General features: G+C 72.8%; 12 protein-coding genes and 1 riboswitch. Of the genes, 9 read left to right on the forward strand and 3 right to left on the reverse strand.

Annotation, left to right across the window (positions count from 1 at the left end; all coding sequences use genetic code 11):
* Positions 1–70 precede the first annotated feature (70 nt).
* Entirely contained in the window at positions 71–1,198 is a 1,128-nt protein-coding gene (locus ACIBLA_RS10730) for an alpha/beta fold hydrolase (RefSeq protein WP_363245809.1), read from the reverse strand.
* A 94-nt stretch (positions 1,199–1,292) separates the two neighbouring features.
* The gene (locus ACIBLA_RS10735; RefSeq protein WP_363245808.1) at positions 1,293–2,009 is read right to left on the reverse strand and encodes a class II aldolase/adducin family protein; all 717 of its coding nucleotides are present in this window, start codon (positions 2,007–2,009) and stop codon (positions 1,293–1,295) included.
* Positions 2,010–2,233: 224 nt separating this feature from the next.
* Here ACIBLA_RS10735 and ACIBLA_RS10740 point away from each other — a divergent pair, with 224 nt between their 5' ends.
* From ACIBLA_RS10740 to cobI, 9 genes are all read left to right on the forward strand, one after another.
* Complete coding sequence (locus tag ACIBLA_RS10740) at positions 2,234–3,493, forward strand: inorganic phosphate transporter (protein ID WP_363245807.1); 1,260 nt, start codon at positions 2,234–2,236, stop codon at positions 3,491–3,493.
* 48 nt (positions 3,494–3,541) lie between these two features.
* Positions 3,542–3,793, forward strand: coding sequence for a hypothetical protein (locus ACIBLA_RS10745; protein ID WP_363245806.1), 252 nt, complete (start codon positions 3,542–3,544; stop codon positions 3,791–3,793).
* A gap of 171 nt (positions 3,794–3,964) precedes the next feature.
* A riboswitch (cobalamin riboswitch) is annotated at positions 3,965–4,041 on the forward strand.
* A 151-nt stretch (positions 4,042–4,192) separates the two neighbouring features.
* The gene (locus ACIBLA_RS10750; RefSeq protein ID WP_399198384.1) at positions 4,193–5,179 is read left to right on the forward strand and encodes a cobalamin biosynthesis protein; all 987 of its coding nucleotides are present in this window, start codon (positions 4,193–4,195) and stop codon (positions 5,177–5,179) included.
* Complete coding sequence (locus tag ACIBLA_RS10755; protein ID WP_399198385.1) at positions 5,176–6,759, forward strand: cobyric acid synthase; 1,584 nt, start codon at positions 5,176–5,178, stop codon at positions 6,757–6,759. Before ACIBLA_RS10750 ends, ACIBLA_RS10755 begins: the two co-directional genes overlap by 4 nt.
* Positions 6,756–10,463 (forward strand): cobaltochelatase subunit CobN, encoded by a 3,708-nt coding sequence (cobN, locus tag ACIBLA_RS10760; protein ID WP_399198386.1) that lies wholly within the window; start codon positions 6,756–6,758, stop codon positions 10,461–10,463. The genes ACIBLA_RS10755 and cobN overlap by 4 nt, the downstream gene beginning before the upstream one ends.
* 52 nt (positions 10,464–10,515) lie before the next feature.
* A complete protein-coding gene (locus tag ACIBLA_RS10765; RefSeq protein WP_399198387.1) occupies positions 10,516–12,606 on the forward strand; it encodes a putative cobaltochelatase in 2,091 nt (696 codons plus the stop codon).
* Positions 12,606–13,205: a cob(I)yrinic acid a,c-diamide adenosyltransferase gene (gene cobO, locus ACIBLA_RS10770; RefSeq protein ID WP_363241494.1), complete on the forward strand. Its 600-nt coding sequence runs from the start codon at positions 12,606–12,608 to the stop codon at positions 13,203–13,205. The genes ACIBLA_RS10765 and cobO overlap by 1 nt, the downstream gene beginning before the upstream one ends.
* Before the next feature lie 29 nt (positions 13,206–13,234).
* Positions 13,235–14,656, forward strand: a complete 1,422-nt coding sequence (locus tag ACIBLA_RS10775; protein ID WP_399198388.1) for a cobyrinate a,c-diamide synthase — start codon at positions 13,235–13,237, stop codon at positions 14,654–14,656.
* Positions 14,653–15,408: a precorrin-2 C(20)-methyltransferase gene (gene cobI, locus ACIBLA_RS10780; protein ID WP_399198389.1), complete on the forward strand. Its 756-nt coding sequence runs from the start codon at positions 14,653–14,655 to the stop codon at positions 15,406–15,408. The genes ACIBLA_RS10775 and cobI overlap by 4 nt, the downstream gene beginning before the upstream one ends.
* Before the next feature lie 26 nt (positions 15,409–15,434).
* On the opposite strand, the gene ACIBLA_RS10785 is transcribed toward cobI, so the two are convergent.
* Positions 15,435–16,199: a ZIP family metal transporter gene (locus ACIBLA_RS10785; RefSeq protein WP_363241497.1), complete on the reverse strand. Its 765-nt coding sequence runs from the start codon at positions 16,197–16,199 to the stop codon at positions 15,435–15,437.
* Between the last annotated feature and the right edge of the window lie 47 nt (positions 16,200–16,246).

Here is a 16,246-nt window from a genome sequence, read left to right on the forward strand (position 1 = left end):
GTCGGCCGGGGCCGTCGACGGCCGTACCGGCGGGGGGTTGCGGGCGGGGGTGCGGAAGTCGGACGCGGGGTTACATGAGGGGGGTGAGGAAGCGGCGGAGCGTCTCCTCGTAACCGAGGGGGTCGGCGTTCCACATGGCGCCGTGCGGGGCGTCCGAGACGGTGTGAAGGCTCACCAGTTCGGGGCGGCGGGCGGCGAGTTCACGGGAGGGATACCAGGGCGCCAGGACGTCGTCGGGGCCGTGGACGATCAGCGTCGGGACGTCGAGCATGCCCGGATCGGCGACCACGGGCAGCCGGCCGCCGCGCAGTCCGGTCCGGCCCTGCGCCGCGCGGACGGCGAGCGGCAGCAGCGGGCCCGGAGTGCGGCGGGCGGTGGCCAGGGCACGCAGGGTGGCCTCCCAGTCGAGCACCGGGCTGTCCAGCACGAGGCCCTTGATCCGGTCGCGCTGTCCGGACTTCCCCGCGGCGTGCAGGGCCATGGTGGCGCCGACGGACCAGCCGTACAGGATGACGTGTTCGGCGCCGCCCCGGACGGCGAAGCGGATCGCGGCGTCCAGGTCGCGCCATTCGGAGTCGCCGAGGTGACCGAGCCCGTCCGGGGAGCGCGGGGCGCCGCGGTCGCCCCGGTAGGCCAGGTTCAGGACCGGGAGCTGCTGCTCCACCAGGAACTCCAGGACGTTCATGGGGTGCTCCAGGGTGGTGCCGAGGCCGTGCGCGGTGATCACCCAGGTGTCCCGGCTGCCCGGCACGAACCAGCCGGGCAGCGCGCCGAGTTCGCCGGGGATCTCCACCCGGTCGTACTCGATGCCGAACGCGGCGGCGGGGTCGCCGTGGTGGAGCTGCGGGGTGAGCCGGACGCGGCTGCCGGCGTCGAGGGTGCCGCGGCCGACGCGCTCCAGCCTGCGCACGACGGTGTCGGCGGGGTGCGGTACGTCGTCGATGACCGGTCCGACGACCGCCTGGACGTCCGAGGACTCCAGCCCGTAGGTGCCGGGGCGCAGGGAGGCCAGGCAGCGGGTGAGGGTGACGCGGCCGGCGGCCGTGGCGTGCACGGTGAGCCGCGGATCGCCCGGCAGAGGCCGTCCGGGGGGCGCCTTGAGCGCGGCGTCGCTGGCGTACCGGCCGACCGCCACAGCGGCCGTGCCGACACCGATCACTGTGGTGACGGCTGCTGCCGTCGCTCTGGCCGGGCGCATTTCCCCAGTGTCGGTACGGACGGCCGGTACGGCCAGTGGAGCAGCCGTCCGGGGTGACACGGGAGGCGTGGCCGGCCCTTACGCGCGCGCGTGGTCAGCCGCGCTGACCGTAACCCTTGAGCTGTTCCTGGACGTCCCGCACCTGTTGTCGGGAGAGCAGGCTCGGCGTGTGGCCGGGGACGGAGCCGGCGGTGAGCCAGAGCCTGCACATCCACTCCAGCTGGGCCGTGCGGTCGTACGCCTTGTCCAGGGTGTCGGCGTAGGTGACGGTGCCGTGGTTCTGGAGCAGACAGCCGGTGCGGTCGCGCAGCGCGCGCACCATGTTCTCGGCCAGGGCGTCGGTGCCGTACATCGCGTACGGGGCGACCTGGACCGGGCCGCCGAAGTCCGCCGCCATGTAGTGGATCAGGGGGAGTTCGGGCACGAGGGTGGAGACGGCGGTGGCGTGCACAGCGTGGGTGTGCACCACGGCGCCGGCGTCCGCGTTCCGGTAGACCTCCAGATGCATCGGCAGTTCGCTGGTGGGCTTGAGGCGGCCGATGACCTGGTGCCCTTCGAGGTCGACGGCGACGGTGTCCGCGGGCGTCAGCCGGTCGTAGGGCACCCCGCTGGGGGTGACGAGGACCAGCTCCCCGACACGTACGGACACATTGCCCGAGGTGCCGACGACCAGACCGTCTGCCGCGCTGCGGCGGGCGGTGGCGACGAGGTCCCGCCAGGCCTGTTCGATCGCCTGCCCGTGCTCGTGTCCCCGCGTGCGTTCGTGCGTTGATTCCTGCGTGCGCTCGCGCTCGTGTCCGGTGTCGGTCATGCGGCGATCCTGCCAGGTGACTCACGGCGGTTCGCTAGGTCCACGTTCGAGTGAAATGTCTCGGCTCCGGGCCTCAGGAGTTCGATACTCCGCACGCCCGCTCACAAGCGGAAGGACCACTCCCTATTGAGAGACACCGCAGCGCCCGCCCCAGTTCATCTTCCGTTCACTCTGTTTCCCTACGTTCCTGAACGGCCAATGACGTCAAACGATTGCCTGGGTAAATGGAACACATCACGCTGCTGCTCGCGATCGTGATCGTGACGGCTCTCGTGTTCGATTTCACGAACGGTTTCCACGACACCGCCAACGCGATGGCGACGACCATCTCGACCGGCGCCCTGAAACCCAAGACGGCGGTGGCGATGTCCGCCGTGCTCAACCTCGTCGGCGCGTTCCTGTCGGTCGAGGTCGCCAAGACCATCTCCGGCGGGCTCATCAACGAACAGGGCATCAGAACGGAAGTGATCTTCGCGGCGCTCGTCGGCGCCATCCTGTGGAACCTGTTCACCTGGCTGCTCGGCCTTCCGTCCAGCTCCTCCCACGCTCTCTTCGGCGGCCTGATCGGCGCCACGCTGATGTCTGTCGGGACCTCGGGAGTCAACGGCGGAGTCGTCGTCACCAAGGTCCTGCTCCCGGCGCTCGCCGCGCCGCTGGTCGCCGGTCTGGCCGCGATGCTCGCCACCCGGCTGACGTACCGCATCGGCCGCAACACGGACGAGAAGGACACCGCGAAGGGTTACCGTGCGGGACAGATCGCGTCGGCCGGCCTCGTGTCCCTCGCCCACGGCACCAACGACGCGCAGAAGACCATGGGTGTCATCACCCTCGCGCTGGTCACCGGCGGCGTCCTCGCCCCCGGCTCCAACCCCCCGATGTGGGTCATCGTCTCCGCCGGTGTCGCCATCGCGCTGGGCACCTACCTCGGCGGCTGGCGCATCATCCGCACCATGGGCAAGGGCCTCACCGACCTCCGCCCGCAGCAGGGCTTCGCCGCGCAGACCAGCGCGGCGACCGTCATCCTCGCCTCGTCGCACCTGGGCTTCTCGCTCTCCACCACGCAGTCCTGCTCCGGTGCCGTGATGGGCGCCGGCCTCGGCCGCAAGGGCGGAGTCGTCCGCTGGTCGACCGCCACCCGGATGTTCGTGGCCTGGGGGCTGACGCTGCCGGCCGCCGGCCTGGTCGCGGCGGGCGCCGAGTTCCTGACCAAGCAGGGCTCGTGGGGCATCGCGGTCACGGCCACGCTGCTCGTGGTGCTCTCGGCGGTCATCTGGTTCGCGTCGCGCCGCCGGCCGGTCGACCACACCAACGTCAACGCGGCGGACGAGCCCGCCGAAGCGGCCGTCGCCCCCGTCACCCCGCCCCCCGTGGGCGGTCCGGCGCCGGAGATCGCCGCCACCATCCCGGCCCCGGCGGCGAGTTCGGGCACCGCGGAAGCCGGCGCCGAACCCACCGCCGAACCGGCCCGGCCCGCGGCCGTCTGACATCAGTGGCCCGATGAAGCTCCCGATGAAGCTAAGGACACATTCCGCATGAACATCGACTGGGCGGCGCTCGGCTCCGTCTTCGGCGTCAGTCTCGTGACCACCGTCGCTCTGGTGGGCCTGTTCACCCTGGGCATCGTCGGGCTCTCGAAGAGCGCGGCACCCGCCGGGAGCGCGGGCACCGGGAGCGCGGCCAAGGGGACCACCGGCTCCGGCGCGCTGGCCCGCAGCGGCGCGTACGTCTGCTTCGCCCTGTGCCTGGCGGCCGTGTCGTACGGGATCTACATGATCGTCGCCTGACGCGGCGCGATCGAACGCGGTGGAGGGGGTGGCCCGTACGGGCCACCCCCTCCACCGCGTTCGCCCACCCACCTCGTGTGGGCCTCAGCACACTGCCCCGCCGCAGGTCAAAGCCTGGTTGACGGGGATTCGCGCGCATGGTGGACTGCCGAGGCCAATACGGCGACAGCGAGAGGAAGCCGGTGCGAATCCGGCGCGGTCCCGCCACTGTGACCGGAGACAGCCATGTCTCCGGGAGCCAGGAACTCTTGTCGCCGCATCACGTCGAACCAGGGCGCGGACCCTGAGTGAGGACATGTCGCCATGCCCGGCTGCGGTTCAGCTGTCGCGTCCAGAGCTGTGAGTACGAGACCTCCATGGCCTCCGAGAGCTTCCCGAGGCGTATCGGCGGGCTGAGCGATGCGTGCCGAGTCCTCGGCGGGCCGCGAAGTACCGGCCCAGGGAAGCGTTTTCGCGTACGGTGCCGCCGCCGGTCTCCTCCTCGACCGGCTCGTCGGCGATCCCCGGCGCGGCCATCCGGTCGCCGCCTTCGGGCGGGCCGCGGGCGCGGTCGAGCGGCTGCTGTGGCATGACCACCGGGGCTGGGGCGCGCTCCACACGGCTGTGTGCGCCGGTGGTACGGCAGGAGTGGCCGCGCTCGTGGCGCGCGGGCTGCGGGGCCGTACGGCCGCGTCCGTGGCCCTGACGGCCGCCGTCACCTGGAGCGTTGTGGGCGGTACGTCGCTGGGGCGCGAGGCGCGCGCCGTCGGCGGGGCGCTGGCGGCCGGGGACGTCGAGGTGGCGCGGGAGCGGCTGCCGCATCTGTGCGGGCGGGACCCGCAGAGCCTGGACGGACAGCAGATCGCGCGCGCCGTCGTGGAGTCCGTCGCCGAGAACACCTCGGACGCCGTCGTGGGAGCCCTGGTCTGGGGCGCGTTCGGCGGGGTGCCAGGACTGGCCGCGTTCCGCGCCGTCAACACGCTGGACGCGATGGTCGGTCACCGGTCGCCGCGCCATCTGCGCTTCGGCTGGGCGTCGGCGCGGCTGGACGACGTGGCGGGCTGGCCGGGGGCCCGGCTCACGGCCGCGCTGGCCGCCGTGGCGGGCGGCGCTCCCGCTCGGGCGCTGCGCGCCGTACGGCGCGACGCGGGCCGCCATCCGAGTCCCAACGCGGGCCCCGTGGAAGCGGCGTTCGCGGGCGCGCTGGGCGTACGGCTCGGCGGCACCCTCGCCTACGGCGGACGGGTCGAGCACCGGCCGGTGCTGAACGGCGGTGGCCGGCCGGTCGAGGTGGCCGACATCGAGCGCGCCGTCCGACTGTCGCGCCGTGTCGGTGTGCTGGCGCTCGGCGTCTGTGTGGCCGGGCGGCTGCTGGCCGACAACCTCCTGAAGAGGAGGGGCCGATGAGCGGAGGGCGGGGGCAACGGCGCGGCGGCAGGCCCCTCGGCGGCGGGCTGCTCGTCGCGGGCACCACGTCCGACGCCGGGAAGAGCGTCGTCACGGCGGGCATCTGCCGCTGGCTCGTACGCCGGGGCGTGAAGGTGGCGCCGTTCAAGGGGCAGAACATGTCGCTGAACTCGTTCGTGACCCGCGAGGGCGCCGAGATCGGCCGCGCGCAGGCGATGCAGGCACAGGCGGCGCGCGTCGAACCGACGGCGCTGATGAATCCCGTCCTGCTCAAGCCGGGCGGCGACCGCAGCAGCCAAGTGGTGCTGATGGGGCGGCCGGTGGGTGAGCTGAGCGCCCGCGGCTACCACGGCGACGGTGCCGGGCCCGGCCGCCAGGAGACCCTGCTGGGCACGGTCGTGGACTGTCTGGAAGAGCTGCGGAGCACGTACGACGCGGTGATCTGCGAGGGCGCCGGAAGCCCGGCGGAGATCAACCTGCGGCGTACCGACATCGTGAACATGGGCGTCGCGCGGGCGGCCCGGCTGCCGGTCGTCGTGGTCGGCGACATCGACCGGGGCGGCGTCTTCGCGTCCTTCTTCGGGACGACGGCGCTGCTGAGCCCCGAGGACCAGTCGCTGGTCGCGGGCTACCTGGTCAACAAGTTCCGCGGCGACGTCTCGTTGCTGGAGCCGGGCCTGGAGATGCTGCGCGGGCTGACCGGCCGTGCCACGTACGGCGTGCTGCCCTTCCGGCACGGCCTGGGCATCGACGAGGAGGACGGTCTGCGGGTCTCGTTGCGCGGCGCCGTACGCGAGTCGGTGGTGGCGCCTCCGTACGGAGAACAGGTCCTGCGGGTCGCCGTCTGCGCGGTCCCGCTGATGTCCAACTTCACCGATGTGGACGCGCTGGCCGCCGAACCGGGCGTCGTGGTGCGGTTCGTGGACCGCGCCGACGAGATCGCCGACGCGGACCTGGTGATCGTGCCCGGTACGCGCGGCACGGTGCGGGCGCTGGCCTGGCTGCGGGAGCGCGGTCTCGCCGACGGGCTGTCGCGGCGCGCAGCCGAGGGCCGCCCCGTCCTCGGGATCTGCGGCGGCTACCAGCTCCTCGGCGAGCACATCGAGGACGACGTGGAGTCCCGCGCCGGAGCCGTGGACGGGCTCGGACTGCTGCCCGTACGTGTCGAGTTCGCCCGCGAGAAGACGCTGGCGCGGCCCGTCGGTCAAGCGCTGGGCGAGCCTGTCGAGGGGTACGAGATCCACCACGGCGTCGCCTCCGTGGAAGGCGGCGATCCGTTCCTCGTCGACGGCGCCGGCCGCCGCCTGGACGGCACGCGCGTGGGACCGGTGTGGGGCACGCACTGGCACGGCTCGCTGGAGAGCGACGGCTTCCGGCGGGCCTTCCTGCGCGAGGTCGCCGGGGCCGCCGGGCGCCGTTTCGTGCCCGCCCCGGACACCTCGTTCGCCACCCTGCGCGAGGAGCAGCTCGACCTCCTCGGAGATCTGATCGAAGAACACGCGGACACGGACGCGCTGCTGCGGCTGATCGAGTCGGGCGCCCCGTCAGGACTTCCCTTCATCGCACCTGGAGCGCCATGACCACCGTGCCTGTCAACAGCCCTTCCCCGACTGTGCTGTTGCTGTCCACCGCCGATACGGATCTGCTGGCGGCCCGTGCCTCGGGCGCCCCGTATCTCATCGGCAACCCGACGCGGGTCGACGCCGCCGACGGCCTGCCCGCGCTGATCGCCGGGGCGCGGATCGCCGTCGTCCGTCTCCTGGGCGGAAAGCGCGCCTGGGAGGACGGTCTCGCCGCGCTCCGCGCATCCGGCATACCGACCGTGCTGCTGGGCGGCGAGTCCGTACCGGACGCGGAGCTGATGGCCGAGTCGTCGGTGCCCGCCGGTGTGGTGGCGGAGGCGCTGCGCTATCTGGTCGAGGGCGGGCCGGAGAACCTGGCGGAGCTGGCGCGCTTCCTCTCCGACACCGTGCTGCTGACCGGCGAGGGGTTCGACGCGCCGCGCGCGATGCCCGAGTGGGGCGTGCACGGCGAACGCGCCTCCGTAGAAGGGCGGCCGACCGTCGGCGTGCTGTTCTACCGTGCGCATCACCTCTCCGGGAACACCTCGTTCGTGGATGTGCTCTGCGACCGCATCGAGGAGCGGGGCGCCAACGCCCTTCCGGTGTACTGCGGTTCGCTGCGCGGCGCCGATCCCGCCCTGTACGAGCGGCTCGGCGCTGCGGACGCGCTGATCGCGACGGTGCTCGCCGCCGGCGGCACGGTCGCGTCGGACGCGTCGGCGGGCGGCGACGACGAGGCGTGGGACATCGGGGCGCTCGCCGACCTCGACGTGCCCGTCCTGCAAGGGCTCTGTCTGACCTCGTCACGAGCCGCGTGGGACGCGTCGGACGCCGCGCTGTCCCCCATGGACGCGGCGATGCAGGTCGCGATCCCGGAGTTCGACGGGCGGCTGGTCACGGTCCCCTTCTCCTTCAAGGAGGAGGGCCCTGACGGGGTCCCGGTGTACGTCGCCGACCCCGAGCGGGCCGGCCGGGTCGCCGGGATCGCGGTGCGGCACGCCCGGCTGGCGCACAAGCCGAACGCGGAGAAGAAGCTGGCCGTGGTCTTCACCGCGTACCCGACGAAGCACTCACGCGTCGGCAACGCGGTCGGCCTCGACACCCCCGCCTCCGCGGTGCGGGTCCTGGACGCCCTGCGCGACGCCGGTTACTCGGTGGGGGACGGCGCCGACGCGCACCCCGACAACGGTGACGAGCTGATCCACCGGCTGATCAACGCCGGTGGCCACGACGTGGAGTGGCTGACGGAGGAGCAATTGGCGGTCGCGCCCGCGCGGGTGCCGCTGGCCGACTACCGCGCCTGGTTCGACAGGCTGGAGCCGGAGTTGCGCGCGAGCATGCGGGAGCACTGGGGGGAGCCGCCGGGCTCGCTGTACGTGGACGGCGACGACATCGTGCTGGCGTCACTGCGGTTCGGGAACGTGGTGGTGATGATCCAGCCACCGCGCGGCTTCGGCGAGAACCCGATCGCGATCTACCACGACCCGGACATGCCGCCGTCGCACCACTACATGGCGGCGTACCGCTGGCTGGAGACTGCGGCTGCGGAGAACGGTTTCGGCGCGGACGCGATCATCCACATGGGCAAGCACGGCACGATGGAGTGGCTGCCCGGCAAGGGCCTCGGCCTGTCGGCGGGCTGCGGCCCGGACGCGGTGCTCGGCGAACTGCCGCTGGTCTACCCGTTCATCGTCAACGACCCCGGCGAGGGTACCCAGGCCAAGCGGCGCGGCCACGCCACGGTCGTGGACCATCTGGTGCCGCCGATGGCGCGCGCCGACACCTACGGGGACCTGGCCAAGCTGGAGCAACTGCTCGACGAGTACGCGCTGGTCAGCGATCTCGACCCGACGAAGGCACCGGCCGTGCGCGCCCAGATCTGGACGCTCGTCAAGGCCGCCGAACTCCACCACGACCTGCATGTGGACGAGCAGCCGGACGACGACGACTTCGACTCGTTCGTCATGCATGTCGACGGCTACCTCTGCGAGATCAAGGACGTCCAGATCAGGGACGGCCTGCACATCCTGGGCGGCGGGCCGAGGGGCGAGGCGCGGGTCAATCTGGTGCTCGCCGTGCTGCGTGCCTCGCAGGTGTGGGGCGGCACGGCGAACGCGCTGCCGGGTCTGCGGGCGGCGCTCGCCGAGCACTTCGGGCTGGTCGAGAAGGAGTTGCTGGGCGAGCCCGGCGCACCGGTGAAGGTGCCGGTGGAGCTGACGGATCTGGTGGCGGGACCGGCGCGGTCGGCGGCGGACGCGATCGATCTGCTGGAGCAGCTGTGCCGGCGGCTCGCGGAGGGCATGGAGGAGCGGGGGTGGGAGCTGTCGGCGGCGGCCCCGCTGGTCGGGGAGGTACTGGGCCACGAACTGCCTTCGGCGGTGGCCGTGTTGGGCTTCGCCTGTACGGAGGTGGTACCGAGGCTGGCCCGTACGACGGACGAGATCGACCACATCCTGCGCGCGCTGGACGGCGGCTTCGTCCCGGCGGGGCCCTCCGGGTCGCCGACGCGCGGGCTCGTCAACGTCCTGCCGACGGGCCGCAACTTCTACTCCGTCGACCCCAAGGCGATCCCGTCCCGGCTCTCCTGGGAGGTCGGCCAGGCGCTCGCGGACTCCCTGGTCGCCCGCTATCTGGCCGACACGGGTGACTATCCGGCGTCGGTGGGGCTGACCGTCTGGGGCACGTCCGCGATGCGCACCCAGGGCGACGACATCGCCGAGATCCTGGCGCTGCTGGGCTGCCGGCCGGTGTGGGACGAGGCGTCGCGGCGGGTCACCGGTTTCGAGATCGTGCCGGTGGCGGAGCTGGGGCGCCCCCGGATCGATGTGACGGTGCGGATCTCGGGCTTCTTCCGGGACGCCTTCCCTCATGTGGTGGGGCTGATCGACGACGCCGTACGGGCGGTGGCGGAGCTGGACGAGCCGGCCGAGACCAACTACGTGCGGGCGCACGCCGATCAGGACACGGCGGAGCACGGCGACCGCCGAAGGGCGACGGCGCGGATCTTCGGGTCGAAGCCGGGCGCGTACGGGGCGGGTCTGCTGCCGCTGATCGACGCGCGGAACTGGCAGTCGGACGCGGATCTGGCCGAGGTGTACGCGGTGTGGGGCGGTTACGCGTACGGGCGCGGGCTCGACGGGCGGGCGGCGCGCGGGGACATGGAGACGGCGTTCCGGCGGATCAAGGTGGCGGCGAAGAACGTCGACACGCGGGAGCACGATCTGGTCGACGCGGACGACTACTTCCAGTACCACGGCGGGATGGTCGCGATGGTGCGGCATCTGACGGGTGAGTCGCCCGAGGCGTACGTGGGTGACAGCGCGACGCCGGACCAGATCAAGACGCGCACCCTCGGCGAGGAGACGCACCGGGTGTTCCGGGCGCGGGTGGTCAATCCGCGCTGGATGGCGGCGATGCGGCGGCACGGCTACAAGGGCGCGTTCGAGATGGCGGCGACCGTGGACTACCTGTTCGGGTACGACGCGACGGCGGGCGTCGTGGACGACTGGATGTACGAGAAGTTGTCGGCGGAGTACGTGTTCTCGCCGGAGAACCAGGAGTTCATGCGGCAGTCCAACCCGTGGGCGCTGCGCGGGATCACGGAGCGGCTGCTGGAGGCGGCGGAGCGGGGGCTGTGGGCGGAGCCGGACGAGGCGACGCTGGAGCGGCTGCGGGCGACGTATCTGGAACTGGAGGGCGATCTGGAGGGGGGCGGCGAGTGAGGGCCCTGACGCCGGACCTGCCGAACACGCCGACCCACGCCTTGGAGGCACTGTGAGTACGCCGTACCCCTTCACCGCGATCGTCGGGCAGGACGACCTGCGGCTCGCGCTGCTGCTCAACGCCGTCTCCCCCGCCGTAGGCGGCGTGCTGGTGCGCGGTGAGAAGGGCACCGCGAAGAGCACGGCCGTGCGCGCGCTTTCGGCTCTCCTGCCGGAAGTGGACGTCGTCGTCGGGTGCCGGTTCTCGTGCGCGCCCACGGCGCCCGATCCGGCCTGTCCCGACGGGCCGCACGAGGCGGGCTCCGGCACGGCGCGGCCCGCGCGGGTGGTCGAACTGCCCGTCGGCGCCGCCGAGGACCGGCTGGTGGGTGCGCTGGACATCGAACGGGCGCTGGCGGAGGGCGTGAAGGCGTTCGAGCCGGGGCTCCTCGCCGACGCGCACCGGGGAGTGCTGTACGTCGACGAGGTCAACCTGCTCCACGACCATCTGGTGGATCTTCTGTTGGACGCCGCCGCGATGGGCGCCTCCTACGTAGAGCGTGAGGGGGTCTCCGTACGGCACGCTTCCCGCTTCCTGCTCGTCGGGACGATGAACCCCGAAGAGGGTGAGCTGCGGCCCCAGTTGCTCGACCGGTTCGGGCTCACCGTCGAGGTCGCCGCCTCGCGCGAGCCGGATCTGCGGGTGGAGGTCGTACGGCGGCGGCTCGCGTACGACGACGACCCCGCCGGGTTCGCCGCGCGCTGGGCCGGCGAGGAGAACGAGCTGCGGGCACGCATCGTGGCCGCGCGGGCCCTGCTGCCCGAGGTACGGCTCGGGGACGCCGCGCTGCGGCAGATCGCGGCGACGTGCGCCGCGTTCGAGGTGGACGGCATGCGCGCCGACATCGTGATGGCCAGGACGGCGACGACGCTCGCCGCGTGGGCGGGGCGCACGGTCGTGCTGGCCGAGGACGTACGGCAGGCGGCGCTGCTGGCGCTCCCCCACCGCAGGAGGCGCAATCCGTTCGACGCGCCGGGGCTGGACGAGGACAGGCTGGACGACACACTGGAGGAGTTCGGCGGGGAGGACGACACCCCCGAGGACGATCCGGATCCCGACGGTCCCGGCGGGGGCGGGCAGCCGCCGCAGGACGGCCCCGAGGGCCCCCAGGGGCCGGAGGACGGTTCCGCGGAGACGGCGGAGACGGCGGAGACGGCGGAGACGGCGGAGGCCCCCGCGCAGCCCGAGGAGGGGCAGGGCGGCCGGCCCGCCGGGGGCGGTGAGCAGGCGGCCGTACGGGCCGACGAGCCCTTCCGTACGAAGACGCTCAGCGTGCCCGGTCTCGGTGAGGGGGCGGCGGGGCGCCGTTCGCGGGCCCGTACCGACCACGGCCGTACGACCGGGGCGCGGCGGCCACAGGGCGCGCTGACCAAGTTGCATCTGGCCGCGACCATCCGGGCCGCGGCCCCGCATCAGCGGGCGCGCGGGCGTTCGGGGCGTGGGCTGGTGGTGCGGCGTGACGATCTGCGCCAGGCGACCCGTGAGGGGCGCGAGGGCAATCTGGTGCTGTTCGTGGTGGACGCCTCCGGGTCGATGGCCGCGCGGCAGCGCATGTCGGCCGTGAAGGGCGCGGTGCTGTCGCTGCTCCTGGACGCGTACCAGCGGCGCGACAAGGTCGGTCTGATCACCTTCCGTGGGAAGGACGCCACGGTGGCGCTGCCGCCGACCTCGTCGGTCGACGCGGCGGCCGTACGGCTGGAGACCCTGCCCACCGGCGGGCGCACCCCGCTGTCCGCCGGGCTGTTGAAGGCGCACGACGTCCTGCGGGTGGAGCGGATGCGCGATCCCGCGCGGCGCCCGCTGCTCGTCGTGGTCACGGACGGGCGGGCGACGGGCGGGCAGGCGACGGGCGGGCCCGATCCGGTGGCGCTCGGTACGCGCGCGGCGCGGCTGCACGCCGCCGAGGGCACGGCGTCGGTCGTCGTGGACTGCGAGTCGGGGCCGGTACGGCTCGGGCTCGCGGTGGCGCTCGCGGGTCAGCTGGGCGGGACGGCCGTCACGCTCGACGAGCTGCGCGCCGACAGCATCGCGGGACTGGTCAGGGACGTACAGGGCACGCGGGGCCCACAGGGCGCACAGGGCGCACACAGGAAGGCCGCTTGATGCCACAGGGACAGCCGGCCGTCGTGCCGGACGACGGGCTCACCACCCGGCAGCGCCGCAACCGCCCTCTCGTCGTGGTCCACACGGGCATCGGCAAGGGCAAGTCGACGGCGGCGTTCGGGCTCGCGCTGCGCGGCTGGACGCAGGGCTGGCCGATCGGAGTGTTCCAGTTCGTCAAGTCGGCGAAGTGGAAGGTGGGCGAGGAGCACGCGCTGAAGGTGCTGGGGGCGAGCGGCGAGGGCGGTTCGGTCGACTGGCACAAGATGGGCGAGGGCTGGTCCTGGGTGCAGCGCGACAGGCAGCTTTCCAATGAGGACGCGGCGCGCGAGGGCTGGGAGCAGGTCAAGCGGGACCTGGCGGCGGAGACGTACCGGCTGTATGTGCTGGACGAGTTCGCGTACCCGATGCACTGGGGCTGGGTGGACACCGACGAGGTCGTACGGGTGCTCAGGGAGCGGCCGGGGACACAGCATGTCGTGATCACCGGGCGGAACGCGCCGGAGGCGCTGGTCGAACTCGCCGATCTGGTCACCGACATGACGAAGGTCAAGCACCCGATGGACGCGGGGCAGAAGGGGCAGAGGGGCATCGAGTGGTGAACGCCCCTTCGGTTTCCGCAGGTTCACGGGTGTCGGTGCCACGTCTGGTCATCGCCGCGCCGGCCTCCGGCAGCGGCAAGACCACCGTCGCCACCGGGCTGATGGCCCTCTTCGCCGCACGCGGCCTCGCCGTGTCCCCGCACAAGGTCGGGCCCGACTACATCGATTCGGGCTACCACGCGCTGGCGACGGGACGGCCCGGCCGCAACCTCGACGCGTACCTGTGCGGTACCGAGCTGATCGGCCCGCTCTTCGCGCACGGCGCGGCGGGCTGCGACGTGGCCGTGGTCGAGGGCGTGATGGGGCTGTACGACGGCGCCGCCGGGCAGGGCGAACTCGCGTCCACCGCCCAGGTGGCGAAGCTCCTGCGGGCGCCGGTGGTGCTCGTCGTGGACGCGTCGTCGCAGTCCCGGTCGGTGGCGGCCCTGGTGCACGGCTTCGCGTCGTGGGACCCGGAGGTGCGGATCGGCGGCGTGATCCTCAACAAGGTCGCGTCGGACCGGCACGAGGAGTTGCTGCGCGAGGCGCTGGACGAGTCGGGGGTGCCGGTGCTCGGGGTACTGCGGCGTGCTGCCGAGATCGAGACGCCGTCGCGCCATCTGGGGCTGGTGCCGGTGGCGGAGCGGCGGGGCGACGCGGTGGGGGTGGTGCGGGGGTTGGCGGAGCGGGTGCGGATGGGGTGTGACGTGGAGGGGCTGCTGGCGCTTGCGCGCAGTGCGCCTTCTTTGGAGGTGGGGGTATGGGACGCGGTGCGGGAGGTGGAGGGTGGCGCCTGCGGCGGGCCTGTTCCCCTACCCGCCCCTTCCCACAACCGGGGCTCCGCCCCGGACCCCGCTCCTCAAGCGCCGGAGGGGCTGAGAGTGGCCGTCGCCGGTGGGGCCGCTTTCACGTTCTCCTACGCCGAGCACTCCGAGCTGCTTCGCGCCGCCGGCGCCGACGTCGTCGTCTTCGATCCGCTCCGGGACGAACGACTGCCTCCCGGAACCAGGGGGTTGGTCATCGGCGGCGGGTTTCCCGAGGTGTACGCCGCCGAGTTGGGGGCCAACGAACCCCTCCGTAAGGAGGTCGCCGAACTGGCCCGCTCCGGCGCCCCCGTGGCCGCCGAGTGCGCCGGGCTGCTCTATCTGGCGCGGTCGCTCGACGGGGCGCCGATGTGTGGCGTGCTGGACGCCGACGCGCGGATGTCGGAGCGGCTGACGCTCGGGTACCGGGAAGCCGTCGCCGTCGGGGACAGCGTCCTCGCGGCCTCAGGTACGCGGTTGCGGGGCCATGAGTTCCACCGGACGGTGCTCGAACCCGGGGCCGGTGCGACGCCCGCCTGGGGGCTGGTGCGGCCCGAGCACAGGGTGGAGGGGTTCGTACAGCGAGGCGTGCACGCGAGCTATCTGCATACGCACTGGGCGGCGGCGCCCGGCATGGCACGGAGATTCGTCGAAAGGTGCACGGCATGAGCGGCAGACTCGTCGGGGTCGGCGTGGGACCCGGTGACCCCGAACTGGTGACGGTGAAGGGCGTGCGGTGTCTGCGGGAGGCGGATGTCGTCGTCGTGCCCGTGATGGCGGCGGCCGACGGTACGGACGGCGGGGAGCCCGGCCGGGCCGAGGCGACCGTGCTGCACTACGTCGGCGCCGAGAGCGTCGTACGCGTCGTCTTCGCGCTCAACGAGCGCGGCGACCGGGCCCGCCGCGAGGCCGCCTGGGACGCGGCGGGCGAGCGTGTCGCCGGTCTGCTGCGCGCGCACCCTCACGGAAGCGTGGCGTTCGCGACGATCGGCGACCCCAACGTCTACTCGACCTTCACCTATCTCGCCCAGACGATCGGTGAGTCGGTGCCGGGGACGGTCGTGGAGACCGTGCCGGGGATCACCGCCATGCAAGATCTCGCGGCGCGCAGCGGCGCCGTACTGACAGAGGGCACCGAGCCGTTGACGCTGGTACCGGTGACGGCGGGCGCCTCCGTACTGAAGGACGCGCTGAACGGTCCGGGCACCGTCGTGGCGTACAAGTTCGGACGGCTGGCGGGCGAGGTCTCCACAGCGCTGCGGGAGACGGGCCGTACGGAGGGCGCGGTGTGGGGGTCGGCGCTCGGGCTGCCGGAGGAGTCGATCCGGCCCGCCTCCGAGTTGGAGCACGGGGCGCTGCCGTATCTCTCGACGCTCATCGCACCCGCGCGGCGCGACGGCGGGCGCGGGGGCAAGCTGTGACCGGACCGAGAACCGGCCGGCGCGCGTCAGCCGGCCAGCGCCACCACCAGCCAGATGAAACCCGCGCCGGCAACGGTGCACATGAGCGTCGACAGCGCGGGGTGCTCGTGATGCGCCTCGGGAAGGATCTCGGCGGCGGCCAGATACAGCAACGCGCCGCCGAAGAAGCCGAGATAGCTGCCGAGCAGTTCCTCCGGAAGGGTGAACAGCAGCGTGGAGGCGGCGCCGACGACGGGCGCGACCGCGTCGGCGAAAAGCATCGCGAAAGCTCTGCGGCGGTCGTTGCCGTAGAGGCTGGTGAGTGTGTACGTGTTGAAGCCGTCGGCGAAGTCGTGGGTAATGACGGCGAGCGCGACGGTCGCGCCCATGCCGCCGCCGACCTGGAACGCGGCGCCGAGCGCGATGCCGTCCATCAGGCTGTGCAGGACCATCGCCGCCGCGGCCGTCAGGCCCACCTCGGGCGCGCGTTCGGGCCGTCCGGCGTCCCGGCCGTGCTGGTGCGGGTCGTCGGCGTCCGCGGCGCCGTGTGCGGCCCGGCGTACGGCCAGCAGGCGCTCCACGACGTGCGCGAAGAGGAATCCGCCGACGAACAGCAGGAGCGCCTGGTGGACGCCGAGGAAGTCCTCGCCGGCCGCTTCCATGGCCTCGGGCAGCAGCTCAAGGCCGACCACGCCGAGCATCAGCCCGCCGGCCAGACCCAGTACCAGATGGCGGCGGTCGGTGACGCGCTGCGCCGTCCAGCCGCCGAAGAGCGTCATGAGGAACGCGCCGAGCGCGACGAACACCGCCATGCGCCCTTGCTAGCCGATCGGCCCCCCGGTCCGCACGTTCATGTTCA

Origin of the sequence: Streptomyces sp. NPDC050433 (genome assembly GCF_044458565.1) — a bacterium.
GTDB lineage: Bacteria > Actinomycetota > Actinomycetes > Streptomycetales > Streptomycetaceae > Streptomyces.